Here is a 23007-nt window from a genome sequence, read left to right as displayed (position 1 = left end):
CGCGCTCTTGCCGATCCTCGTGCTGACGCCGATCCTTCTGGGGATCACGATGCAGCGCTGGCTGATCCGCACGGATGGCATCCTTGCCGCGCGGGTGGCGAGCGACCTTGCCATCGGGCGGCTTCTCGCTGGAGCAGATGACGGGCACCACCCTGCGGCGGGTCGAAGCCATCGCCGCCTCCGCCGCGTTCCGCGATGCCACCGACAGGCCCCGGCTGCTGGCGCAGGCACAGCGCGACGCCGGGTTCGATTTCCTGATCCTGACCCCGACGCCGATCCCCGGCGCCCCGCCCCCCGGGCAAGGCGGGCTGGCGGTCCTGGCCCCGGAAACCCTCGCCCGGCTCTCGCCCGGTCTGGCTAGGTCGGGCCGGGGGCTGGTGGTGGTCGCCTCGGTGCCGGTGGCGGAAACCGGGGGGCTGCTGGCGGGCGGCATCCTGTTGAACGGAAACAACGATTTCATCGACCGGATCAGCGATCTGGTCTATCCGTCCGGGGCGGATCAGGGCATCATCACGCTGTTTCTGGATGACATCCGGATCGCCACCACGCTGCGCCCGGACGGTGCGGCCCGCGCCACCGGCACCCGTGCCTCGGCGGAGGTGACGGCGCAGGTTCTGGGCGAAGGCCGCCCCTGGCACGACACCGCCTTCGTGGTGAACGGCTGGTATATCTCGGCCTATGAGGCACTGACCGACAGCACCGGCAACCGGATCGGCATGCTTTACGCCGGGATCCCACAGGCGCCCTATACGGCGGCGCGGCGGGTGACCTTCCTGATGATCGGCGGGGCCTTCGTGCTGCTCGGCGGGATTTTCATCCCCTTCGCGCTCGCGGCGGTGCGCGGCATCTTCCGCCCGGTGGAGGCGATGGGCGCCACCATCCGCCGGGTCGAGGGTGGCGACATGAGCGCCCGCACCGGCCCCGTCAGCGGGGCGCGCGAACTCGCCCATCTTTCGGATCACCTCGACCGGCTGCTGGCGCGGCTCGACACCCGCGAACGCGAATTGCGCGCCCTGAATGCCGACCTGAATGCCCGGGTGGAGGCCCGCACCGCCGATCTGACCCGCGCCAATCAGGTGCTGGAGGTCACCAGCCGGCAATTGATCCTGTCGGAGAAGCTCGCCACCATCGGCGAGGTCACCGCCGGCGTCGCGCATGAGATCAACAACCCCCTTGCCGTGATCTCCGGCAATCTGGAAGTGGTGCGGATGGTGCTGGCCGAACGCGCGCCCGAAGCCGAAACCGAACTGCGCCTGATCGACGAGCAGATCGTCCGGATCAGCCGTCTGGTGACGCAGCTTCTGCAATTCGCCCGGCCCGAGGAATTCACCGAAAGCACCGGCGCCGATGTCACCGACGCCATCGCCGGGCTGCGGCCCCTGGTGCAGCAGATGCTGGCCCGGAGCGATGTGCGTTTGGTCGAGGATCTGTCGGCGCAAACCCGCATCCGGATGAATCTGCATGAATTTCAGCAGGTTCTGATCAACCTGATCGCGAATGCCGTGCAGGCCATGCCCGGGGGCGGAGAGATCCGCCTGACCGCCACGGAGCAGACATCGGACACCGGGCAGGCGGGTGTTCTGATCACGCTGCGCGACACCGGGCCGGGGATCGACGCCGAAACCCTGCCCCATGTGTTCGACGCCTTCTTCACCACCCGCGGCACCGAGGGCGGAACCGGGCTCGGCCTGCCGATCTGCCTCAACCTCGTGACCCGGCAGGGCGGCACGCTGACGGTCACGAGCGACATCGGTCAGGGCACCTGTTTCCGGATCTGGCTGCCCTCCCCCTGAATCCGCTCAGCCATCGGTCTCAGGGGGCCACTGATCGCGGAACACCATCTCTGTCAGCGGCGCGCGGCGCCCCCAGCCCCGCGCCTCCAGTTCCGGGCCGTCGAACAGCTCCCGCACATGGCCCAGGCACAGATAGGCGACCGGCACGACATGATCCGGGATGCGCAGGATCCGCCGCAGATCCGCCTGATGAAAGATGCTGACCCAGCCGACGCCGATCCCCTCGCTGCGCGCCGCCAGCCACAGGTTCTGCACCGCGCAGGCGGCCGAATACAGATCCGTGTCCATGTCATGCGTCCGGCCCAGAACGACCCCGCCGCCGCGCGTGCAGGTGACGCAGATGTTCAGCGGCGCCTCGGAAATCCCCTGGAGTTTCAATGCGGAATACAGCGCGCGCCGTTCGCCCTCGAACATCTGCCGGGCCTCGTCATTGGCGCGCTCGAAAGCCGCGCGGATCTCGGCGCGGATCTCCGGGGCGCGGATGACGATGAATTTCCACGGCTGCGACAGGCCCACCGAAGGCGCGGCATGGGCGGCGGCGAGGATGCGCTCCAGCACGGCATCCTCCACCGGATCGGGCAGGAACTGCCCGCGCACATCGCGGCGTTCGTGAATGGCGCGGTAAACGGCGGCACGTTCTTCGGCGGAAAAGGCTCCGGCCGGTTTCAATCCGGGTGGCATGATGTCCCCTCACTGACAGCGGCCCCGCCGCCGTCCGCGCGAGGGGGCCCATGTCGTCCGGCCGGTCTTCTGACTTGGCTTCACCCCGGAGCGGCGCCTTCCCAGCCGGAGCCAGTGGCCTTGCCGCCCGGTCCACCTTACAGCGTTGGGCACGTCACGGCATCGCACCGTGTTCCCGATTACCCCCGCAGGGCACCGGACACCCCCTGATTAAGCGGATCGCGCGATCGGCGCAACCGGCCCGACCGTATCGGACCCCCAACGAAAACCGCCTTCGCATTCCCGCCCGCCGCCGGTAGTATCGGCGCGATTGTGATGAAAGACGGTATTCCGATGCGTTTCCCTGCCCTGCTGCTGACCTCCCTTCTGGCCGCCGCGCCGCTGTCCGCGCAGGATCTCACCCTGTCGCAGGAGATTGGGGCGCGGGGGATCACGCCGGTCCTGACCCGGCTGCGGGCGCTGCCGGCGCCGACCCCCGAGGAGCGCTTCGCCACAGCCGGGCTCGAATTCCTGTCGGCGGTCGAGGGGGCCTATCGCTGGCGGATCGTCAATCAGGTCGGCGCGGAATGGGGCATGATGTTCGGAATGGTGGCCGATCTTTCCCAGACCAGCGCGAAGCCCTTCCCGCCCGCCGCGCTGGCCGAACAGACCGAGGCCACGCTGGCCGCGATGACCCGGGTGCAGGCGGCGCTTCCCGGCCTGGCCGAGGGGCCGGATTTCGCCGTGACGCTGGCCCTTTCGGATCTGTGGTTCGATCTGGATGGCGATGGCCAGCGGGCGCCCTGGGAAGGCGCGGGGGAACTGCTGAACGGGGTGATCTTCTTCCGCACGCCCGAACTGGACGACGACGGGAACCTGCTGCCGATGGCCGATCTGCCGGTGATCCGCTTCGACAATGCCGACGCGGCCTGGCTGACGGCCTACAGCCATCTGGTTGCGGGGGGCGCGGAGCTGCTGCTGGCCTTCGATCCGACGCCCAGCCTGCAAAAGATCTGGGATGCCCGCAAGGTGATCGACAGCCACCGCCTTCCCGATGCGCCCACCTTCGCCGACCTCTATGGCATCGACCCCTATTTCGAGCCCATCGCCGCCTTCCTCGACCTGCTGCGCCATCAGCCCGACCCCGCCCGCACGCAGCGCGCGAAGGCGCATTGGCGCGAAACGATCCGGAGCAACCGGCAGTTCTGGACGCTCGTCGGGGCCGAGACCGATGACGACAACGAATGGATCCCGAACGACCGGCAGGTCTCGGCCACCGGGCTGGAGTTTCCGCAGGGCACCGGCGCGGCATGGTTGCAGGTGCTGGACGATGCCGAGGCGCTGCTGGAGGGGCGCAAGTCCATCCCGTTCTGGCGCGCGCCGGTCGGCCTCGACCTCGGGGCGTGGTTCGACGCGCCCGGGCCGCTGCCGCTCGACGGGGTGTTGCAGGGCTGGGCCGTCACCGGCTACATGACGCAGGCGCCCCCGGTGACGGGCGAGAGCATGGATATGTTCACCCGCATGTTCACCAGTTCGAGCCCCTTCCTCGCCATGGTGATGATCAACTGAGGCCGCGGGCCTTACCTGCGGCGGATCAGGCCGAGCGCGAGCAGCCCCGAAGCGATCAGCGGCAGACCGGCCGGAAGCGGCACGGCAGGGACGTCGGCCATGGTGAAGGCGGCGTTGTCGATATAGCCGTCGTTATTCGTGCCGCCGCCGATCCGGGTCGAGGAGATCACGAATTGCAGCGTCATCGTCTCCGCCGGCACCAGCCCGGAGGTCGATTGGAAATATTTGCCGCCCGCGATGATCTCCGTATCCCACCAGCCATCGTAAAGCGTCGAGGACATCAGCGTATCGCTGGTGATCCGCTTGCCCTTGTCATTCAGGAAGAAAACCGACAGCGTGCCGCGATCGCGCTGCGAATGCCAGCCGAACAGATCCGCCGAAAGGGTGTATTTCAGGCCGGTATCGTGCAGGCGGGTCAGATCATTATGCGTCAGTGCATAGTTCTGATAGATCATGTGAAAGGCGCCGGGCCCCGGGAAGAAATAGGATCCCGTGTCGATTTTCGGGTCACTGTCGCGGATCTGGTAATTGCCGATCCAGCCGGTGGTGAAATCGTCAAAGGTTCCGTTGACGATGAGGTTCTGCGTCGCAGCCGTGGCGGGCACCGCAACCATGCCAAGGGCAAGCGCGGCGAGAATGGGTTTCAGCATCTGAGGCTCCGGAAAAACAGGGAAGATCAGGCCGCGCGGCGGCGACGCAGGAGTGCCAGCCCGGCAAGGCCGGTGCATAGCAGCGGCAGACCGGCCGGAACCGGAACGGAGGGCATCGCGTCTTGCAGCGCCATCGTGCTGAACCGGTTCGCCGCGCCGATCGCCGCATCGACCAGATCGGGATTATCGGTGATGAACCCGTCGAGGCCCCAGGTCAGATAACTGGCCATCATGGATTCCGCCGCGCCGAGATCCGAGGGCCGGAAGGTCCAGCCATAAACCGACAGGCCCAGATCATGCGCCGCGTCGATAAACGCTTTCGACAGCGACCCATAGCTGATCGCGACCGTATCGGTATACTGCGCCACGTTTTGCAGCGAAATCAGGTTGTTCACCGTCCAGGCGTAACCGTTCCACGTCGCGCTGCCCAATTGCGCAATGCCGGTGTCCATCTCCAGATCGTCCTTCAACAGGGCGTAATCGAAGACATTGCCGAAATCGAACGACTGGATCAGTGCCTTGTCCGCGGTGTCGAAGCCCTTTTCCTTCAGCGTTTCCATCACGGCGCGGTTGGTCGCGGCGTTGAAGCCGTATTTGCCTTCGACCAGAATGCCGTAATTGGTGCCCTTCTCCGCATTATAGGCGTTGATCAGGTCAAGCTGTTCGGAAAAGGTCGGAACTTCGTACGCCCTGGCGCCGGAGATCAGGAAATCATGATCCGTGTTGATCTTCGTATCCACCGTGAGGGATTTGATTTCCGCCAGCGTGAAATCCGCCACGTTATAGGAACCGTTGCGACGCTCGAAGTGGTTCTCGATATTGGTGGTGCGCTCAAGCGAGCCGTCGTGCATCACCACCAGAACGCCGTCCCGGGTCATCTGCACATCGTTCTCGACATAGGGCGCCGCCATATCGAGCGCCAGTTCCGTGCTGGCCAGCGTATTTTCCGAGACATAGGCCGAAGCGCCGCGATGCGCGATGACAATCGGCGCCTCACCCGTCAGCGTATTGAACACCGCCGCATCGGCGGTGGAAATGGCCCCGGCCATCATGGCAAGCGCCACCGAGCCCAGAAGCATGGATTTCTGCATGAGTTCGTTCCCGATCTGCGTCATTTGGCGGAACAATTCCGCTTGCAGGAGCGATTACCGGGGGATTGTGTATGTTCCGTGATAAATCGGTAAGATCTTGCCAACAAATCATCAACCCTGATCCAATCACCGGGAAGGCGCTTTCGCGCGCGGGCTGGGTTCTGGGGCGCGAACCGGATAGCGGGAAAACCGGCCCGGATACCCCCGCGCGGCTTGCGGCGTGGCGGATGAACAGGATGCTCGCCGCATGCGCCAAGGGTCAAACGAAGCATGCCGCTCTCCAGGAGTGACGATGCCGCCGGGATCGCCGCGCCAGTCAACAGCCGCGTTCAGCCGGGATAGAGCGCCTGTGCGAGGCGGCGGATCTGGCCGGCGGTGCGCGGGCCGAAGCCGATCATCAGATTGTCCTCCAGCACCAGCAGCGCCCGGTTCCGCGCCGCCGTCGTGCCGGAAAAGGCGGCCATCGCGAAGACCTCCTCGGGGTGCGGGCCGCCGGTGCTGTCGGGCATGGCGACCACAACCTCCGGGTCGCGCGCGATGATCAGTTCGGGCGTGGCGGAGAGGTATCCCGCATGATCGGCGAAGATGTTGCGCGCCCCGGCGGCGCGCAGGATCTCGCCCGCCGCCGTGCCCGACCCCGCCGCACTCAGGGTGGCGAACCCATGCAGGAAAACCGCGCGCTTGCGGGCCGCCTCGGGGATGCTGCGGCTGATCGCCTCGGCCGCAGTGTAGTCGCGCGCGATGTCGGCGGAAAGCGCCGCCCCCGCCGGTTCCACGCCCAGCGTCCCGGCCAGGATCGCGACCTTGGTCAGGATTCCGTCCAGCGAATAGGCATGCGGCACGGTGACGAAGGGGATCCCCTGCCCGCGCAGAAACGCCACCACCTCGGGCGGGCCGATATCGTCGGCGGCGAGGATCAGGTCCGGGTTCACCGACAGGATCCCCTCGGGCGAAAGCGCGCGGCGCTGGCCAACGGACGGCAGGGCCCGCATCTCCTGCGGGAAGGTCGAGGATCGGTCCCGCGCGATGATCCGGTCGCCGCAGCCGATCCGCGCAAGGATTTCGGTAATGTCGGCGCCAAGGCTGAGGATCCGGCGCGCATCGCGGGGCACGACCGCCTGCCCGAAGGCATCGCTCAGCGCATGGGCGGGCAGCGGCAGGGCGGCGAGGCCGAACAGGAACAGGCGGCGGCTGAGGGTCATGGCACCTCCGGCGGAACGAACCACTATCTGTTGACTGTTTTTATCGAGTTTGACAGGTTGCGCAAGCAGCAAGCCCGTGGCCAGCCCTCCCCGCATTTCGCAAAGGCGCTCCGTCATGTCCCGCTCTCTCCGTTCCGTGCTGCTCGGCACGACGCTTCTGATCTCCGGCCCGGTGCTCGCTGAAAATGCGGTGACACTCGACACGATCACCATCATCGACACCCGGACCGAAAGCACCGCGCTGAGCGCGCTCGCCGGGGTCAGCACGATCGACCAGACCACGCTTCAGGGCGCGCAGCTTCCCGGCATCGCCGACGGGCTGCGCCGGGTGCCGGGGGTGGGCGCGACGATGAGCGGCGACGACGCTTCGACCGCCGTCAACATCCGGGGGATGCAGCAGATGGGGCGGGTGGTCGTCACGCTCGACGGCGCGCGGCAGGATTTCTGGCGCGTGGGGCACGGGTCGGGGTCGTTCTACATCGACCCGGATCTGATCAAGCAGGTGACGGTGATCCGGGGCCCGGCCTCGAACAGCTATGGTTCGGGCGGCATCGGCGGGGTGGTGGCGTTCGACACGCTCGACGCGGACGACCTGCTGCACGAACGCGAAACCTGGGCCTTCCGGCAAAAGCTGCGCTACGGCACGAATGGCGAGGGCTGGGCCACCACCTCGACCGGCGCGGCCCGGATCGGCGCGGATTTCGACGTCATCGGCGCGCTTTCGTATCACGACACCAACCCCTACAAGGACGGCAACGGCGATGTCGTGCGCTGGACCGGGGACCGGATCACCTCGGGCTTCGCCAAGCTGCGCTGGCGCCCGGCGGAGGGGCATGAAATCAAGCTGAGCGCCAGCCGCCAGCATATCGACGACATCATCAGCGGGTCGAGCGGCTCGACCTCCCCCACGCTCAGCCGCTACGACACCACGACCAATGCTGATACCTACGCACTGTCCTACGATTACCGGCCCGGCAACGATCTGGTCGATCTGTCGGTGAAACTCTACCGCGCCGCGACCGACAACGATCAGGATCAGGTCTGGCCGGAGGCGAAACGGGGATCGTCGCGCTATTACGACGTTTCGACCAATGGCGCCTCGGTGCAGAACACATCGCGCTTCAGCGCCGGCGGATGGCAGAACCGCATCACCTTCGGCGCCGACTGGGCGGTGATCAAGGGCCATTCGGATGCCGATCATTTCGGCGCGGGGCGGCAGGAACTCTGGGGCGGCTTTGCGCAGTGGCAGGGCAACCGGGGGATCTGGGAGGCGGTCGCCTCGCTGCGCCATGACAGCTACAGCCTCGATGGCCGGTCCAAGGCGGCCCCGGGCGCGCCGGAGCGCGATGTCACGCGTGACGGCCACCGGCTCTCGCCGCGGCTGTCGCTGGGCGCGAGCGTGATCGAGGGGGTGCAACTGTTCGGCACCTGGTCCGAAGGCTACCGCGCCCCGCACCTACAGGAGGTGTTCCGCCGAAACGGCGCGCATGGCGAGGGCTACGAGCCGAACCTTCTGCTGAAACCCGAGGTCGCGAAAAGCTGGGAGATCGGCGCCAATATCCGCCGCGACGGGCTGTTCCGCGCGGATGACAGCCTGCGCGGCAAGGTCACCTATTTCTGGTCGGACGTGGACGATTACATCGACACGGTAAAGACCGGCACCGTCACCCGCTACGAAAACATCGGCAAGGCGCGGCTGAAGGGGCTGGAGGTCGAGGGCGGCTACGACTTCGGTCGGGGCTATGTCACGCTCGCGACCTCGGCGATCAGCGCGAAGCTGGTTTCGGGGCATGAGGCGGGCGCGACGCTTTCCAACACCCCGCTGGATCGGACTTCGGCGCGGCTCGGGCTGCGCGCACTGGACGGAACGCTGGATTACGGGCTGGAATATCAGCATTTCGCCGATGTCGAGCGCGACACCACGCGTTATCCCAAGGTCGATCTGGTCAACCTCTTCGCCAGCTGGTCGCCGGACGCGGATACCCGCGTTGACCTCGGCGTCGAGAACCTGTTCGACAAGGATTATACCGATCCGCAATCCGGCTGGTCGACCTCTTCCGACATCGAGCAGGGCCGGGGCCGGACGCTGCGGATCAGCTTCACCAAACGGCTGGGGGGCTGAGCGATGCGCGCCCTGACCTGCCATGCCGAACTGACCTTGCCGCATCACCCGGCCTATATGCCGCAGATCCTCGACCGGCTGCAAAGTTTTCAGGCCCGGCGGGAGGGCCCGCGCCTGGCCTATGCCTTCGGCTGGCTGGAGATCGAGGCGCAGGGCGCGCGGGTGCGGCTGCGCGGCACCGCGCCCGATCCGGCGGGGCTCGCGCGGCTCAAGGATCTGATGGCGACGGCGTTCCGGCTTTATGCGCGCGAGGATGCGCCGGAAATCGTCTGGGCGGGCGACGGCGCGGGGGATGCGCGGCTCGATGCCTTTCGTCTGATGCGGGTCGAAACGGTCACGCGGATCGCGCCGCATATGAACCGGGTGCGGTTGCGGGGCGAAGGGCTCGACCGGTTCGCGGCCTTCGGCAACATGCATGTGCGGCTGCTTCTGCCGGGGCCGGGCGTGGTCTGGCCGGTGGCGGGGCCGGACGGGCTGCCGCACTGGCCCGATCCGGCGCGCAAGCCGATCCCGCGGGTCTATACGATCCGGCGAATGGATGCGGCGGCGGGGTGGCTCGACCTCGACATCCTGCTGCACGGAACCGAGGGGCCGGGCTCGGCCTGGGCGCTGACGGTGGAACCGGGGGCGGAGGTCGGGCTGATCGGGCCGCTGGGGCGGCCGCTGCGGTATGATGCGCGGCGCTATATTCTGGGCGCGGACGAAACCGGCCTGCCCGCCGTGGCGCGGCTGCTGGAGACCCTGCCCGAAACGACGCAGGGCGTGGCCTTCGTCGAACTGGCGGATATGGCGGAGCGGCAGGAGATCGCGAACCGCACGCGGATCCGGCTGGAATGGCTGCGGCGGGGGGAACTGGCGGGGGCCGTTCTGGCGCAGGGCTGGGACGAAGGAACATTCGGCTGGTTCGCGGCGGAATCGGATGTCGCCCGGCAGGTGCGCGAGGCATGGCGCGGCGCGCGCGGCCTTGGCCGGGACGTGACGCTGGTCGCGGCCTATTGGCGGCGCGGAGTCGCGGGGCTGATGGCGGGGTAACGCCCCGGACGGATCATCGTCGCGCCGCCGACCGCAAGATCCCCTATTCGCGGGGTGCCCCCGGTCCGGAGATGTAGGCCGCTGCGATTGTCTCGTGCCGCATAGCGGCGTGACGGGACGCACCCTTGCCGTGGCCAGACCTGTTCCGCCATCATCGGGGCCATAGCTGTCGCCAGAAGGCGCCCATCCCGGACAGCCCCCACGGAACGCGCCAGACGCATCGTCGGCGACCTCCATGCAGCGCGGCGGCCAAGGCGATAGCCCGGTCATGCAGATCCCGCCTGTGGCCATATCTCTTTGCCCGCCAGCTTTTCGAACAGACTGTATCGACCGCGTGACCCTCTGCTCATACTCCAAGGGCGATGGTCGCAATGAGCATGGACAACAGCACCAAGGGCGGCCGGCCAAGCACGAAACAGCGCTGGTGATCGAGATCATCCAAGACAAGACGACCATGGCCGAAGCCAGCCGATCCTTCGATCTTTCCCTTTCGGAGATCGAGGACCGGGTCGATGATGCGAAGCGTGGGATGGAGAATTCCCTGCGTGCGGACCCGCTCGGCATCCCGGAGCAATACATGAGGCAGTGGAAGGACCTGCAAGAGGCCTATGGCGAGGCCCCGCTGGAGTTGCGTGCGCAAAAAAGCTGGATGCACAGGACGGTAAATGATCCAGAGTATTCAGCAGGGCCTTCCTGTGTATTCCACGGCATTGCGGGCGGCGGTTTCGCGGTCGGGGGCAGGTTGATAGGATCAGGTCTGCGGGTTGAGGTCGAGGGGTTTTGCGGCTCTTCTTCGCATGCTTTCACCCGAGAGCCGGGGGCGGTGGGCGTTGTGGATGAGGCGGTCGAGGATGGCATCTGGCAGGGTGGGATCGCCGATGGCCTCGTGCCAATGCTCGACCGGGAGCTGGCTGGTGACGATGGTGGACCCGCGGCCGTGTCGGTTCTCAAGGATTTCCAGCGGATCGCGCCGCTCTGACGGAGTGAGGACGGCAAGCCCCCAGTCATCGAGGATGGGGACGTCGATCCGGGTGATGGCCTTGAGCATCCGGGCATGGCGACCGTCGCCGCGAGCGAGGACGAGGGCTTCGAACAGGCGTCGCACCCGATGACAAGCCAGGCTGCGGCCATCGCGGCAGGCCTTGTGACCGAGGGCACAGGCGATCCAGCTTTTCCCGAGGCCGGTCTGCCCGGTGATCATCAGGTTCTTATGGCGGTCGCTCCAGCCGCCGTCGTTCAGATGGGCCATGACGGCGCGGTCGATGCCGCGCGGTGTGCGCAGGTCGAGATCCTCGACACTGGCGGCCTGACGCAGGGGGCGGTCTTCGGGGCGCTCCTCGAAGAAGGCGCGGTCGAGGTCGTTCTTCAGGATCAAGGTGACGGACCGGGCCCGGATGGCCAGCCCGCGCCGGCAGGCGGCATCGAAGCGCATGGCTTCTCGCCAGGGCCAGAACGCCCATGCAGGCGCGGAAGCCCTGCTCGGATGGGCGGGCCGACCCCCGCGAATGACCTGACCGCCATGCAGCGGAAGCCCTCGTCGGGATCGCGGCGGGCCGTCATGAGCGCCTCGCAAAGGCGGTGGCACCGCCTGCGCCAGCATCCGGGCCGGGGTCCATTCCGCGTGGCGCCTGTGAGCGGAGGGCATGTGATTGGGCAGCGTCACATGGCTGCGCCGCCCCGGGCAGATGGCTCGCAACCCTCTGGCCCTTGTGGAAAACCCCGACGATCCCGCCGCAGGTCCGGACATCCATCGCCGCGCGGATCAGGCCGAAGGGCACGGAATGCCAGGAACTGTCCATCTCGATGTGATGGTCCGTCGCCACCCGGGCGCGCTTCCAGCGTGCAAAGGCATAGGCCTCTGCTGGCAAGGGCTGGAGATGCGGCCGATCCAGCGTGGCGAAGAGATCGGCGCGGCTGGCGCCGTAACTCCGCATGTTCAGCACGTCGCGCAACACCGGATCGCGGCGTTCAACCCGGCCAGCGAGAAGAAGCGCCGGTTGCGCAGCCGTGCATCATGCCGAAGGCGCGTCTGCGACACGACGATCCAGTGCTGCGCCACCTGCACCGCGATCTTGGCCTTGTCGCGGGGTTTGCGCGGCCGGGCTAGCAGGATGGCAGGGCCGTAATGTCCGGCCATCTCGGCATAGCTCCGGTTCAGCCCGGAAGGTCGGTCTTCAGAACCGCCGCCTTCAGATTGTCGGGCACCACCCCCTTCGGCACGCCGCCGAGGAAGACGAACATCCGGGAGCGCCGATCCAGTCCTCCAGCCCTTCCGTGGCAACAGCCTCGGCATAGGTGTAACTCGACGCGCCCATCGCGGTGACGAACAGCTTCATCGCCCGCACCTCGCCGCTTGCCGGATCAATGACGTCGATCCTGTCCCCGGCGAAATCGACGAAAACCTTATCGCCCCCGACATGCGTCTGCCGCATCGCCGGACGCACCCGGCCTTTCCAAGCGTCATAATGGGGGCAGAACCAGGTGTAGGCAAAGCCCTCGGGATAGACGGCGCGATATTCTTCCCAAAGCAGGGCCCGCGTGACCCCGGGCCAACGAAGTTTCCGATCGACAGAGGCCCAATCCGGCACGGGACGCTCATGATCCGGCACAGAGGGGCGGCTGGAAACAGGAGCAGTTCAAGGTCGTCATCCAGGCCTGCCGGCAATGGCCAACCCAGGCCAGCCTTGCGTGCCCGCCGCAGGTAAGTCCCGTCGCTGGTCTTGCTCAGCCCGAGCGAGGCCGCAACCTGACGTTCGCTCACCCCATGGGCGTGCTTCAATCTCATCACGTCGCGTATCCGCCGCATGTTCAGCCGTCCTGTCGGCATTCAGCCCCTTCGTTCAAACGAAGGGCACCTTGGCTTCTGGCCGTCGGTCACACCGAATCGCCCACGATCACATGGAACGGCCGCCCAGCATCCCGTGGAATCCGCGCCAGCCATCGCGTGAAACACGCAAGCCTTCTCGCCGAGGGCATTGCGGTTCCGCTAACGAAACTTTGTGCCGGACAGTGTATTACCGGCGAACCAAGGCGGCTCCGAAGGTCGATCCGCGCTTTGCCGCGCCGATCAAGGCGATGATCGAGCAGGGGCCGTCTTTCGGCTACCGGACCGTGGCCTGGCTTCCGAGGCTCGACAAGAACACGGTTCAGCGGACCTTTCAGATCAAGGGCTGGCATGAAGCGACCGGGGGATGCGCCCCGCATCGCGGCGATCCCGTCTTGCGCCAAAACGCCGGTCGATCGGACAGGATGGCGGGGCCGCGCTGGCCTTGGTTATGGAGTGCCACACCCACGAACTGCCGGGCTGGCACCGGTGCGTTTCGGCAAAGCCACAACCCGCTGGAACATGCGTCGATCACCAGGTTCGGCACCTTGGGCCGGGTGCCAGCGAAGTTCCTCCTGAGGTCGGACAACGGCCTGGTTTTACTCGCAAGTTCACGGCCCTGGTCCGCAGCTACGGCCTGACGCAGGAGTTCATCACCCCACAGCAAAACGGCGTGGTCCGGACACTGAAAGAGCAATGCGTGGATCGAGGTGCCGGATCTGCCGATCTCCGAAGAACGCGTGATCTCGACGCAGATGGCGTTCTCGAAGACTCTCGATCGGATCTGGCGGATGGATGCCGACATCGCCGCGCGGATCATGACGACCTCGCCCGATGTGACCGGTACGACCGGCCGCGGCCCCTGGGTCAACCGGCGCAAGCTGTTCGCGCGCGAAACCATGGCGGATGCGTTCATCGAGCATCGCATCCCTTCGACCGCGAAATGGGAATTCAGGCCCGGAGGCAGCATCTGAAGCCTGGCATCGCCGAGATGAACCTGTTCCTGGTGCTGGTGGCGGGTCTGTCGCACAGCCTGTTCGGCAAGCGGGTGCTGCCGATCGGCACGCTCTACGGATCCCTTCGTCTGTCGCGGTCTCGATGCGCTGAACTTCGCCTGTTATCAAGGGGCGCGCATCACTCCATCGGCATGTCGCAAGGCGGTCTGGCCGCGTTCGAGCGGGCCTTTGCCGACGAGTTGGCCGTGACCATGCAATGGGCCTTCGACTATATGCTGCGCGGGACCCGGACGCGCGCATATGGCTGCGCGACGAAACCGGCGGCGCGGTCTATCTGCGGCTGACGGGCAATCCGGTCGAACAGCCGGACAGGCGCCATGACGACGCCTTCCGGCAGGGCGCGATCGACGGCGGCTATTGGCTGCGCAGCGGGCGCAGGGCCATGTCGAGCGGCTGCTGGCGGTCTGCCCCCGGGTTGGCGCATCATGACGGTGATCGACGGGCATCCTGCCACGCTGGCATGGCGGGGTGCGGTCCATGGCCATCCGACGCCGCTGGGTGTCGCGCATTTCGGCCAGACCGGGACGATCGGCGATATCTACCGCCATTTCGACACCGCCGCGATCGTGAGCAGGGTCGAGGGGGCGTCCGATGCGCCACCCGACCTCATTCGGACGATGCACGGGAGGAGCGCCGCGGCGGTTGCGCCGCACTCAACCCGGCGGGGCCTGAACCGTTTCCAGAAACCGGTCATAGCTGCGGTTCTGCGCGCCGATGTGATCGCGCATCCGTTTCTCGGCGCTGACCGGATCGCCCGCGTCCATCGCCGCGAGAATCGCTTCGTGTTCGCGCATCGACGCCTCCAGCCGCCCGCTGACATCCAGTTGATGGCGCCGGAACGGGCGCAGGCGGCGCTGCAACCGGCGGGTTTCCTCGGCCAGAAAGCCGTTGCCCGACGCCTCGTAAATCAGGTTGTGCAGCCGGTTGTTGGCCTCGTAATACAGGCCCGGCCGATTGGCCGCCAGCGCCGCCGCGCAATCATGCGAGGCCTGTCCCATCAGCACCCGTTGCGCCGCCGTCACCCTGCGCGTGGCCAGCCGCACGCACCAGGCCTCAAGCTCGGCCATCACCTCGAACATCTCGACCAGCCGCGTCACCGAGGGCCGCCGCACAAAGGCCCCGCGATTTGGAATCAGTTCGACCAGACCATCGGCCGCCAGCGTCTGCAACGCCTCGCGCAGCGGCGTGCGCGAAGCCGCGAACTGTTCCGCCAGCGCGACTTCGTTCAGCTTTTCGCCGTTCTGGTAAACGCCTGCCGCGATACGCTGCTCAATCTCTGTGCGGATCCTGTCTGAAGCTCTCGCCGTGAGGGTCATCTTCTGCGCTTTCGTTTGACAGTATTCAGGTTTGAAGAATTGTATACAAACATCAACATAAAAAATACAAAACCCGACAGGAGAAGCTGATGAATACCCCGAAGCTATTGATCGGCGCCGCAGTGGCCGCTCTGCTCGCCGGGCCGGCGCTCGCCGACAAGGCGTCGAATTCGGTCCATCTGGCCTTCACGAAGGAGCTTGAAACCGCCGACACCTATTTCAACACCGCGCGCGAAGGCGTTCTGCTGAGCTATCAGGTCTGGGATGCGCTGTTGTATCGCGATCCGAAGACCAACCAATATGTCGGCAACCTGGCGGTGGAATGGAGTTGGGTCGATGACAAGACGATGGAATTCAAGCTGCGTCAGGGCGTGACATTCCATAATGGCGAAGCCTTCACCGCGGATGATGTCGTTTATACCTTCAACTTCCTTGTCGACCCGAAGAACGGCGTCAAGAACACCGCGAATTCGGCCTGGATCGACCATGCGGAAAAGGTCGACGATTATACCGTCCGGCTGCATATGAAGGCGCCCTTCCCCGCGGCGGAGGAATATCTGGCCGGGCCGCTGGTGATCTATCCCGACGAATATTACGCGAAGGTTGGGCCTTCGGGGATGAATGCCGAACCCGTCGGTACCGGGCCCTACAAGGTGGTGAAGAACGAAACCGGCAAGCACCTGTCGCTCCTGCGTAACGACGCCTATTTCGACGGTCCGAAGGGCAAACCCACGGTCGAGAAAATCGACATCCGCACAATCCCGGACGTGAATACCCAGATCGCGGAATTCTTCAACGGCACGCTGGATTTCATTTTCAATGTTCCGGCCGACCAGACCGAGAAGCTGGCCGCGCTCGACCGCTACAAGGTGGTGAACGGCGCCTCGATGCGGATCGGTTATCTGACGCTCGACGCGGCGGGGCGGTCGGATCCGAACGGGCCGATGACGAAAAAGGAAGTGCGTCAAGCAATGTGGCACGCGATCGACCGGCAGGCGATCGTCGATGCGCTGGTCAAGGGTGCCTCGCAGGTGATCAATTCCGCCTGTGCGCCGTCGCAGGCGAATTGCGCGCAGGACGTGCCGAGCTATGATTACGATCCGGCGAAAGCAAAGGAACTGCTGAAGCAGGCGGGCTACCCGGACGGCTTCACCATCGAATTCGCGGCCTATCGCGACCGGCCCTATGCCGAGGCGATGATGGGCTATCTCGAAGCGGTGGGGATCAAGCCGAAGCTGAGCTACATGCAATATGCCGCCCTGCGCGAAAAACGCCGCAAGGGCGAAGTGCCGGTGACCTTCACCACCTGGGGCTCCAATTCGGTGGCGGATGCCTCGGCCAGCACGGGGGAATATTTCACCGGCGGGCCGGAAGACGATGCCCGCGACCCGCAGGTGATTGCCGACATCAAGCAGGCCGACGGCACGATCGACAAGGCGGCCCGCGCCGCGCTTTACAAGAAGGCCCTGACCCGCATCGCCGAGGAAGCCTACTGGATCCCGCTGTTCACCTACAACGTGAACTACGTCATGTCGCCGGATCTGAATTTCGAGCCGACGCCGGACGAGGTTATCCGCTTCTACGAACTCACCTGGAACTGAGCCGCGTGGCGGGGTCATCCCGCCGCGCCCTGGTGCAAGGGCCCTCTCCATGCTCGTCTATACCCTGAAAAGGCTCGTGCTCGCGATCTGTGTCGCGCTGACCGTCTCGGCGATCAGTTTCGGGCTGCTCTACATGGCGGGGGATCCCGCCATCTCCATCGCCGGGGAGAATGCCTCCAGCGCCGATATCGAGGCGATCCGGCTCCAATACGGCTTCGACCGACCGGTGATCGTGCAATATGGTGACTGGCTCGCGAATGCTGTCCGGGGGAATTTCGGCCGATCCTGGTATCTCGACATGCCGGTCGCGCAGATCGTGGGCGAACGGCTGGGCGTCACGATGATCCTCGGCCTGACGTCGATCGCCTTCGCGCTGATCCTCGCGATCCCGATGGGGGTGCTGGCGGCGGTAAAGCCGAATTCGGTCTTCGACCGCGCGGCGCTGTTCATTTCCGTCGTCGGGCAGGCGATCCCGTCCTTCTGGTTCGGGCTGATCCTGATCGTGGTGTTCTCGATCAAGCTCGGGCTGGTCCCGGCATCGGGTTCGGCGACGTGGAAGCATTTCATCCTGCCGACGATCGTTCTGGGCTATTACGCAACGCCCGCGATCATGCGCCTGACCCGCGCGGGCATGATCGAGGTGCTGTCCGCCGATTACATCCGCACCGCCCGCGCCAAGGGCTTGGCCCCGCGCAAGATCCTGTTCAAGCACGCGCTGCGCAATGCGATCATCCCGGTGGTCAGCCTGGCCGCCGTGCAGATGGGGTTCATGCTGGGCGGGTCGGTGGTGGTCGAGTTGATCTTCGCACTGCACGGGGCGGGCTATCTGGCGTGGGAGTTGATCTCGCGCAACGATCTGCCGACGATGCAGGCGCTGATTCTGCTGTTCTCGATGTTCTACATCCTTTTCACCTTCCTGGCCGACCTGCTGAACGCATGGCTCGACCCCAGGCTGCGGCTTGGTTGACGGAGGCATATGATGAGCGACACAACTACGGTTACCGCCCCGCTGACCCCGCGCCAGGTGATGTTCCGCCGCGCGCTGCGTCACAGGGGGCTGATGTTCGGGCTGATCGTGATGGCGATCGTCGTTTTCATCGCGGTCTTCGCGCCGCTGCTGACGGCATGGAGCCCCTATGACCAAAGCCTGCTTGCCCGGATGAAGCCGCCGGTGTTCCTCGGCGGCACATGGGAGCACTGGCTTGGCACCGATGCGCTTGGCCGCGATTTCTGGGCGCGGCTGGCCTATGGCGCACGCATCTCGCTGATGATCGGGCTGTTCGCGGCGACGATCTCGGCGATCATCGGCTCCACCATGGGAATCCTTGCGGGCTATTTCGGCGGCCGCGTCGATCTGGTCGTGACCTATCTGATCAACTGCCGGCTGGCGATGCCGGTGGTACTGGTGGCGCTGGCGGTCGTGGCGCTGTTCGGCGGCTCGTTGCAGGTGGTGACGGCGGTGCTGGGCCTCCTGCTGTGGGACCGGTTCGCGGTTGTCATGCGGGCCTCGACGCTTCAGGTGCGCAAGCTCGAATATGTCGCCGCCGCCGAGGTTCTGGGCGCGTCGCTGCCGCGCATCCTGTGGAAAGACATCCTGCCCAACGTGATGAACAACCTGATCGTCATCTTCACGCTGGAAATGGCACATGCGATCATCCTTGAGGCGGCGCTGAGCTTTCTCGGGCTCGGCGTGCAGCCGCCGACGCCGAGCTGGGGGCTGATGATCTCGGAGGGCAAGGAGATGCTGCTGTTCGAGCCCTGGCTCATCACCATTCCGGGCGTGGCGCTGTTCTTCCTCGTTCTCTCCATCAACATGATCGGCGACGGCATCCGCGACGTGACCGCGCCGGAGGGCCGCAACTGATGACCGATCCGATCCTGTCGATCCGCAATCTGACCGTGGACCTGCCGAAGGGCGGCGACCGGCCCCATGCGGTGGAGAACCTGACCCTCGACATCATGCCGAAGGAAATCGTCTGCATCGTCGGCGAGAGCGGTTCGGGCAAGTCGATCACCTCCTTCACCACGATGGGGCTGCTGCCGAAGGCGCTGAAACCGTCGCAGGGCGAGGTGATCTTCGAGGGCCGCGACCTGCTGAAGATCGCGCCCCGCGAGCATGCGAAGCTGCGCGGCGCCCGGATGGCGATGATCTTTCAGGAACCGATGAGCGCGCTGAACCCGTGCTATACCGTCGGCAACCAGATCGAGGAAATGTTCGAGGCACATACCGGCCTGTCGGCGGCCGAGCGCCGCGCCCGGACGCTGCGCCTGCTCGAAGAGGTCCGCCTGCCGGAACCCGCGCGGATCCATGCCTCCTACCCGCATCAGCTTTCGGGCGGTCAGCGACAGCGGATCGTGATCGCGATGGCGCTGGCGCTCGATCCGGCGCTCCTGATCGCGGATGAGCCGACGACGGCGCTCGATCTGTCGACACAGGCGCAGATCCTGCATCTGTTCAAGGACCTGCGCGAAAAGCACGATGCCGGGATCATGTTCGTCACCCATGACTTCGACGTGGTGGCCGAGATCGCCGACCGGGTGGTGGTGATGAAACAGGGCCGGATCGTCGAACAGGGCACGGCGGACGAGGTGCTCAACCGCCCGCGCCACCCCTATACCCGGCAGTTGATCGACGCCGTTCCGCGCCGCGGCGGCAGCGCCACGCGCAATCTGGACACGCGGCCGGAAATGCTGCGGGTCGCGGGGCTGAACAAGACCTATCACGTCAAGGGCACGATGTTCCGTCCGGCCCGCACGGTCGAAGCCTGCCGCGACATCGACTTCACCGTGCGCGAGGGCGAGACGCTGGGCATCGTGGGCGAATCCGGGTCGGGCAAGTCGACGCTGGTGAAATGCCTGATCCGGCTCGAAGACCCCGACAATGGCGCGGTCTGGGTCGAGGGCACCAATATCGCGATCTGTTCGCGGGCGGCGCTGCATCCGTTCCGCAAGGATATCCAGATCGTGTTTCAGGACCCCTATGGCTCGCTCAACCCGCGCCGGACGATCGGCGATCAACTGGTCGAGGGGCCGGTGAACTTCGGCGAGGACCGGGCCGAAGCGATGGCCCGCGCGCGGGAGCTGCTGTCGATCGTGCGGCTCGGACCGGAGGCGCTGAACCGCTATCCGAACCAGTTTTCCGGCGGCCAGCGGCAGCGGATCTGCATCGCGCGGGCGCTGATGGTGCGGCCGAAGGTTCTGATCGCGGACGAGGCGGTTTCCGCGCTGGACGTTTCGGTGCAGAAAGAGGTGCTGCGGCTCTTGAACGAGATCCGCGACCGGATGGGCCTGACGATCCTGTTCATCACCCACGATCTGCGCGTCGCGGCCGAGATCTGCGACAATCTGATCGTGATGCAGAAGGGCACGATCGTCGAACAGGGCACCGTGGATGCGGTTTTCGGCCATCCGGCGCATCCCTATACGCAGCAGCTTCTGGCGGCGCAGCCGGGTCGGGGCTGGGTGGTGCCGGATATCGCGGCCCTTCCCCCTGCGGAGGGCGCGGCATGACGCTGGCGCCTGCCCCTCCCTACGGTGCCGGACCCCCCCCGCAGAATCGAGGACGAGATGAGCATCCGTGACGCGGCGCTGAGCCATAGCGCGACCTATTTCGACGCGGGCGGTTTTGCACGCGAACTGGCGGCGCTGGTCGCCGTTCCGAGCGAAAGCCAGGATCCGCGGGGCGGGCCCCATCTGATGGACTACCTGACCGGCCATATGGTGCCGATGCTGGAGGAGATGGGCTTTGTCTGGCGGATCCATGACAATCCCGTCACGGGGGCCGGGCCGCTGCTGACGGCGGAGCGGATCGAGGATCCTTCGGCGCTGACGGTGCTGACCTATGGCCATGGCGATGTGGTGCGCGCGCAGGAGGGCCAGTGGCGCGCGGGGCTTGCCCCGTTTACCCTGACCGAGGAAGGTGATCGCCTTTATGGCCGGGGCGCGGCGGATAACAAGGGGCAACACCTCGTCAACCTGCGCGCCTTCTCCGCGCTGATCGCGGCACAGGGAAAGCTGGGGTTCAACGCGAAAATCCTGATCGAAATGGGCGAAGAGGCGGGATCGCCCGGGCTGAAACAGTTCTGTGCCGAACAGCGCGATCTGCTGAAATCGGATGTCCTGATCGCTTCGGACGGGCCGCGGCTGTCGCCCGAACGGCCGACGATCTTCACCGGCTCGCGTGGCGGCGTGACCTTCGATCTGCTGGTCGATCTGCGCGACGGCGCGCATCATTCGGGCAATTTCGGCGGGCTGATCGCGGACCCGTCGATCATTCTGGCCCATGCGCTGGCCACGATCACCGATGCGCGGGGGCAGATCCTGATCCCCGAATGGCGCCCCGACAGCCTGACCCCGCGCATCCGCGAGGTGCTCTCCGTCCTGCCGCCGGTCGAGGCGGGGATCACGCTCGACCCCGACTGGGGCGAAGAAAGCCTGACCCCGGCGGAGCGCGTCTTCGGCTGGAACAGCTTCGCCGTTCTGGCGATGAAATCCGGCGTGCCCGAGGCGCCGGTGAACGCCATCGCCGGCCATGCCCGCGCGACCTGTCAGTTGCGCTATGTGGTCGGCACCGATCCGGACGACATCGTTCCCGCGCTGCGGCGCCATCTGGCGGCCCGGGGCTTCGGCGCGGTGCAGGTCATCGCCGCCGACCGGGGCACCTTCCCGGCGACGCGGCTCGACCCGGATCACCCCTGGGTGCGCTTCACCGCCCGGTCGCTGGAACAGACGACGGGCTTCGCGCCGCATCTGCTGCCGAACCTCGGCGGGTCGCTGCCGAACGACTGTTTTGCCGAAGTGCTGGCGCTGCCGACGATCTGGGTGCCGCACAGCTATGCGGGCTGCAACCAGCACGCGCCGAAACGAACATGTCCTGAAGCCGCTGATGCGGCAGGCGCTGCTGGGCATGACCGGGGTCTTCGCCGATATCGCGGTGGGCAAGGCACCGGCATGATGCTCCTGCTTGCGGTGATCGCGGTTGCCGGGGGGTTGGCGGGGATCATATCGGGGCTTCTGGGCGTGGGCGGGGGGATCATCCTCGTGCCCGCGCTGTTCTATGTCTTCGGCGCGATGGGCTATCATTCGGACCATGTGATGCAGGTCTGCGTGGCGACCTCGACCGGCACGATCATCTTCAACTCGATCCGCGCGGTGCAGGGCCATGCCAAGCGCGGCGCGGTCGATTTCGCGATGATCCGGCAGTGGGGGCCGTTCATCGCCCTCGGCTCGGTGATCGGGGTGTTCGCGGCGGCGGCGCTGCATTCGGACCAGTTGCAGCTGGTGTTCGGGTCGATCGGCGTCTGCCTCGGCCTCTATATGGCCTTCGGCAAGCGCGACTGGCGGATTTCCGACGTGCTGCCGGGGCCGGCGCTGCGCTCTGTCTATGCCTGGCTGATCGGGTTTTTCTCGGCGATCATGGGGATCGGCGGCGGGTCGTTCACCGTGCCGCTGCTGACCGCCTATGGCGTGCCGCCGCACCGGGCGGTGGCGACGTCCTCGGGCTTCGGGCTGCTGATTTCGGTGCCGGCCTTCGTGACCTTCCTGCTCACCGGCTGGGGGCTGGAGGGGCGGCCGCCGTTCACCCTAGGCTACGTCAACCTGCCCGCCGTGGTGCTGGTCGCGGTGGCCTCGACCCTGACCGTGCCGATCGGCGTGAAGATGGCGCATCGGCTCAGCCCGGCGCAGCTGCGCACCACCTTCGCCTGCACCATCCTCCTGCTCGCAGGAAACATGCTGCGAAAGGCGCTCATGGGGTGAGCGCGGCACGGTGCACAACGCGGCACCGGGGGATACAGCGCGCGCCGAGGCAGAAGCACCGGCCCAGGCCATCCTTGAAAGCAATGGACACGAACAAGGATGACGCGGTAAGCGTTGCCAAACTTGACGCCGCCATGGCGAAGGAACCGCAAAGCAAATCCCCGCCCTGACCGAGCCGACGCATAACGCTCAGTCACGGCGGTTGAGACCGGAAATCCTCGGACGCTCTCACTTCTGGCGCAAGATGACCGCCCCGCGCATCTTGTGCCAGGCAGATCCGCGACGACGGTCATTTCCGGTTGGAAAGGTGTTATCGCGCCAATCTGGCGTGGGTGAGGATCTCCCTATCCCCGCAGGTTTCAGGCAACGGCTCC

At 66.0% G+C, this 23007-nt stretch carries 15 protein-coding genes, 2 pseudogenes and 1 riboswitch; of the genes and pseudogenes, 10 read left to right on the top strand and 7 right to left on the bottom strand.

Features of this window, described 5'->3' with window-relative positions; all coding sequences use genetic code 11:
* The first annotated feature begins 83 nt into the window (after positions 1-83).
* Complete coding sequence (locus QM789_RS07665; protein ID WP_420351353.1) at positions 84-1793, top strand: sensor histidine kinase; 1710 nt, start codon at positions 84-86, stop codon at positions 1791-1793.
* 6 nt (positions 1794-1799) lie between these two features.
* On the opposite strand, the gene bluB is transcribed toward QM789_RS07665, so the two are convergent.
* A complete protein-coding gene (gene bluB, locus QM789_RS07660) occupies positions 1800-2474 on the bottom strand; it encodes a 5,6-dimethylbenzimidazole synthase (protein ID WP_420351352.1) in 675 nt (224 codons plus the stop codon).
* 41 nt (positions 2475-2515) lie between these two features.
* Positions 2516-2689: riboswitch (cobalamin riboswitch) on the bottom strand.
* Between the two features lie 118 nt (positions 2690-2807).
* On the opposite strand from bluB, the gene QM789_RS07655 reads away from it, so the two are divergent.
* The gene (locus tag QM789_RS07655; RefSeq protein WP_420351351.1) at positions 2808-4022 is read left to right on the top strand and encodes a hypothetical protein; all 1215 of its coding nucleotides are present in this window, start codon (positions 2808-2810) and stop codon (positions 4020-4022) included.
* A gap of 11 nt (positions 4023-4033) precedes the next feature.
* Here the strand turns inward: QM789_RS07655 and QM789_RS07650 are convergent, their stop codons facing one another.
* The 3 genes from QM789_RS07650 to QM789_RS07640 all read right to left on the bottom strand — a co-directional run bounded on the left by QM789_RS07650 (position 4034) and on the right by QM789_RS07640 (position 6965).
* Positions 4034-4672 carry a VPLPA-CTERM sorting domain-containing protein gene (locus tag QM789_RS07650; protein WP_420351350.1) on the bottom strand — a complete coding sequence of 213 codons (639 nt, stop codon included), beginning with the start codon at positions 4670-4672 and terminating at the stop codon, positions 4034-4036.
* Between the two features lie 26 nt (positions 4673-4698).
* Entirely contained in the window at positions 4699-5787 is a 1089-nt protein-coding gene (locus QM789_RS07645; protein WP_420351349.1) for a glycerophosphodiester phosphodiesterase family protein, read from the bottom strand.
* Positions 5788-6092: 305 nt separating this feature from the next.
* Positions 6093-6965: a heme/hemin ABC transporter substrate-binding protein gene (locus tag QM789_RS07640; RefSeq protein ID WP_420351348.1), complete on the bottom strand. Its 873-nt coding sequence runs from the start codon at positions 6963-6965 to the stop codon at positions 6093-6095.
* 115 nt (positions 6966-7080) lie between these two features.
* Between QM789_RS07640 and QM789_RS07635 the strand changes: the two genes are divergently transcribed.
* Both QM789_RS07635 and QM789_RS07630 read left to right on the top strand, forming a co-directional pair.
* A complete protein-coding gene (locus QM789_RS07635) occupies positions 7081-9087 on the top strand; it encodes a TonB-dependent receptor domain-containing protein (protein WP_420351347.1) in 2007 nt (668 codons plus the stop codon).
* A gap of 3 nt (positions 9088-9090) precedes the next feature.
* Positions 9091-10119: a siderophore-interacting protein gene (locus QM789_RS07630; RefSeq protein WP_420351346.1), complete on the top strand. Its 1029-nt coding sequence runs from the start codon at positions 9091-9093 to the stop codon at positions 10117-10119.
* A 751-nt stretch (positions 10120-10870) separates the two neighbouring features.
* Here QM789_RS07630 and QM789_RS07625 read toward each other — a convergent pair.
* Complete coding sequence (locus QM789_RS07625) at positions 10871-11434, bottom strand: ATP-binding protein (protein ID WP_420351500.1); 564 nt, start codon at positions 11432-11434, stop codon at positions 10871-10873.
* Positions 11429-12946: pseudogene (gene istA / locus QM789_RS07620) on the bottom strand (IS21 family transposase); the annotation flags it as partial. The gene QM789_RS07625 and the pseudogene istA, both read right to left, overlap by 6 nt.
* 689 nt (positions 12947-13635) lie before the next feature.
* Here istA and QM789_RS07615 point away from each other — a divergent pair.
* Positions 13636-14540 (top strand): annotated as a pseudogene (locus QM789_RS07615) (transketolase); the annotation flags it as partial.
* A gap of 72 nt (positions 14541-14612) precedes the next feature.
* Here the strand turns inward: QM789_RS07615 and QM789_RS07610 are convergent.
* Positions 14613-15275, bottom strand: coding sequence for a GntR family transcriptional regulator (locus QM789_RS07610; protein WP_420351345.1), 663 nt, complete (start codon positions 15273-15275; stop codon positions 14613-14615).
* A gap of 89 nt (positions 15276-15364) precedes the next feature.
* Between QM789_RS07610 and QM789_RS07605 the strand changes: the two genes are divergently transcribed.
* From QM789_RS07605 to QM789_RS07585, 5 genes are read left to right on the top strand one after another with little or no spacing between them, the layout of a single operon-like run.
* Positions 15365-16876, top strand: coding sequence for an ABC transporter substrate-binding protein (locus QM789_RS07605; protein ID WP_420351344.1), 1512 nt, complete (start codon positions 15365-15367; stop codon positions 16874-16876).
* 49 nt (positions 16877-16925) lie between these two features.
* On the top strand, positions 16926-17843 hold the full coding sequence (locus QM789_RS07600; RefSeq protein ID WP_420351343.1) for an ABC transporter permease: 918 nt from the start codon (positions 16926-16928) through the stop codon (positions 17841-17843).
* A gap of 12 nt (positions 17844-17855) precedes the next feature.
* Complete coding sequence (locus tag QM789_RS07595; RefSeq protein WP_420351342.1) at positions 17856-18740, top strand: ABC transporter permease; 885 nt, start codon at positions 17856-17858, stop codon at positions 18738-18740.
* Positions 18740-20386 (top strand): ABC transporter ATP-binding protein, encoded by a 1647-nt coding sequence (locus QM789_RS07590; protein ID WP_420351341.1) that lies wholly within the window; start codon positions 18740-18742, stop codon positions 20384-20386. Before QM789_RS07595 ends, QM789_RS07590 begins: the two co-directional genes overlap by 1 nt.
* Positions 20387-20443: 57 nt before the next feature.
* Positions 20444-22633, top strand: coding sequence for a TSUP family transporter (locus tag QM789_RS07585; protein WP_420351340.1), 2190 nt, complete (start codon positions 20444-20446; stop codon positions 22631-22633).
* Positions 22634-23007: the final 374 nt, after the last annotated feature.

The organism is Paenirhodobacter sp., from assembly GCF_047600745.1.
In the GTDB taxonomy this organism is placed as follows: domain Bacteria; phylum Pseudomonadota; class Alphaproteobacteria; order Rhodobacterales; family Rhodobacteraceae; genus Rhodobacter.
Note: the sequence above shows the minus strand (reverse complement) of the source record. Positions and strands in the feature narration are given on the sequence as shown.

Excerpts from the sequence above, each read along its gene's own strand:
- QM789_RS07595 (WP_420351342.1), top strand. The coding sequence starts at position 17,856 with ATGAGCGACACAACTACGGTTACCGCCCCGCTGACCCCGCGCCAGGTG.
- QM789_RS07645 (WP_420351349.1), bottom strand. The coding sequence starts at position 5,787 with ATGACGCAGATCGGGAACGAACTCATGCAGAAATCCATGCTTCTGGGC.
- QM789_RS07600 (WP_420351343.1), top strand. The coding sequence starts at position 16,926 with ATGCTCGTCTATACCCTGAAAAGGCTCGTGCTCGCGATCTGTGTCGCG.
- QM789_RS07605 (WP_420351344.1), top strand. The coding sequence starts at position 15,365 with ATGAATACCCCGAAGCTATTGATCGGCGCCGCAGTGGCCGCTCTGCTC.
- QM789_RS07590 (WP_420351341.1), top strand. The coding sequence starts at position 18,740 with ATGACCGATCCGATCCTGTCGATCCGCAATCTGACCGTGGACCTGCCG.
- QM789_RS07635 (WP_420351347.1), top strand. The coding sequence starts at position 7,081 with ATGTCCCGCTCTCTCCGTTCCGTGCTGCTCGGCACGACGCTTCTGATC.
- QM789_RS07640 (WP_420351348.1), bottom strand. The coding sequence starts at position 6,965 with ATGACCCTCAGCCGCCGCCTGTTCCTGTTCGGCCTCGCCGCCCTGCCG.
- QM789_RS07610 (WP_420351345.1), bottom strand. The coding sequence starts at position 15,275 with ATGACCCTCACGGCGAGAGCTTCAGACAGGATCCGCACAGAGATTGAG.
- QM789_RS07585 (WP_420351340.1), top strand. The coding sequence starts at position 20,444 with ATGAGCATCCGTGACGCGGCGCTGAGCCATAGCGCGACCTATTTCGAC.
- QM789_RS07650 (WP_420351350.1), bottom strand. The coding sequence starts at position 4,672 with ATGCTGAAACCCATTCTCGCCGCGCTTGCCCTTGGCATGGTTGCGGTG.
- bluB (WP_420351352.1), bottom strand. The coding sequence starts at position 2,474 with ATGCCACCCGGATTGAAACCGGCCGGAGCCTTTTCCGCCGAAGAACGT.
- QM789_RS07655 (WP_420351351.1), top strand. The coding sequence starts at position 2,808 with ATGCGTTTCCCTGCCCTGCTGCTGACCTCCCTTCTGGCCGCCGCGCCG.
- QM789_RS07630 (WP_420351346.1), top strand. The coding sequence starts at position 9,091 with ATGCGCGCCCTGACCTGCCATGCCGAACTGACCTTGCCGCATCACCCG.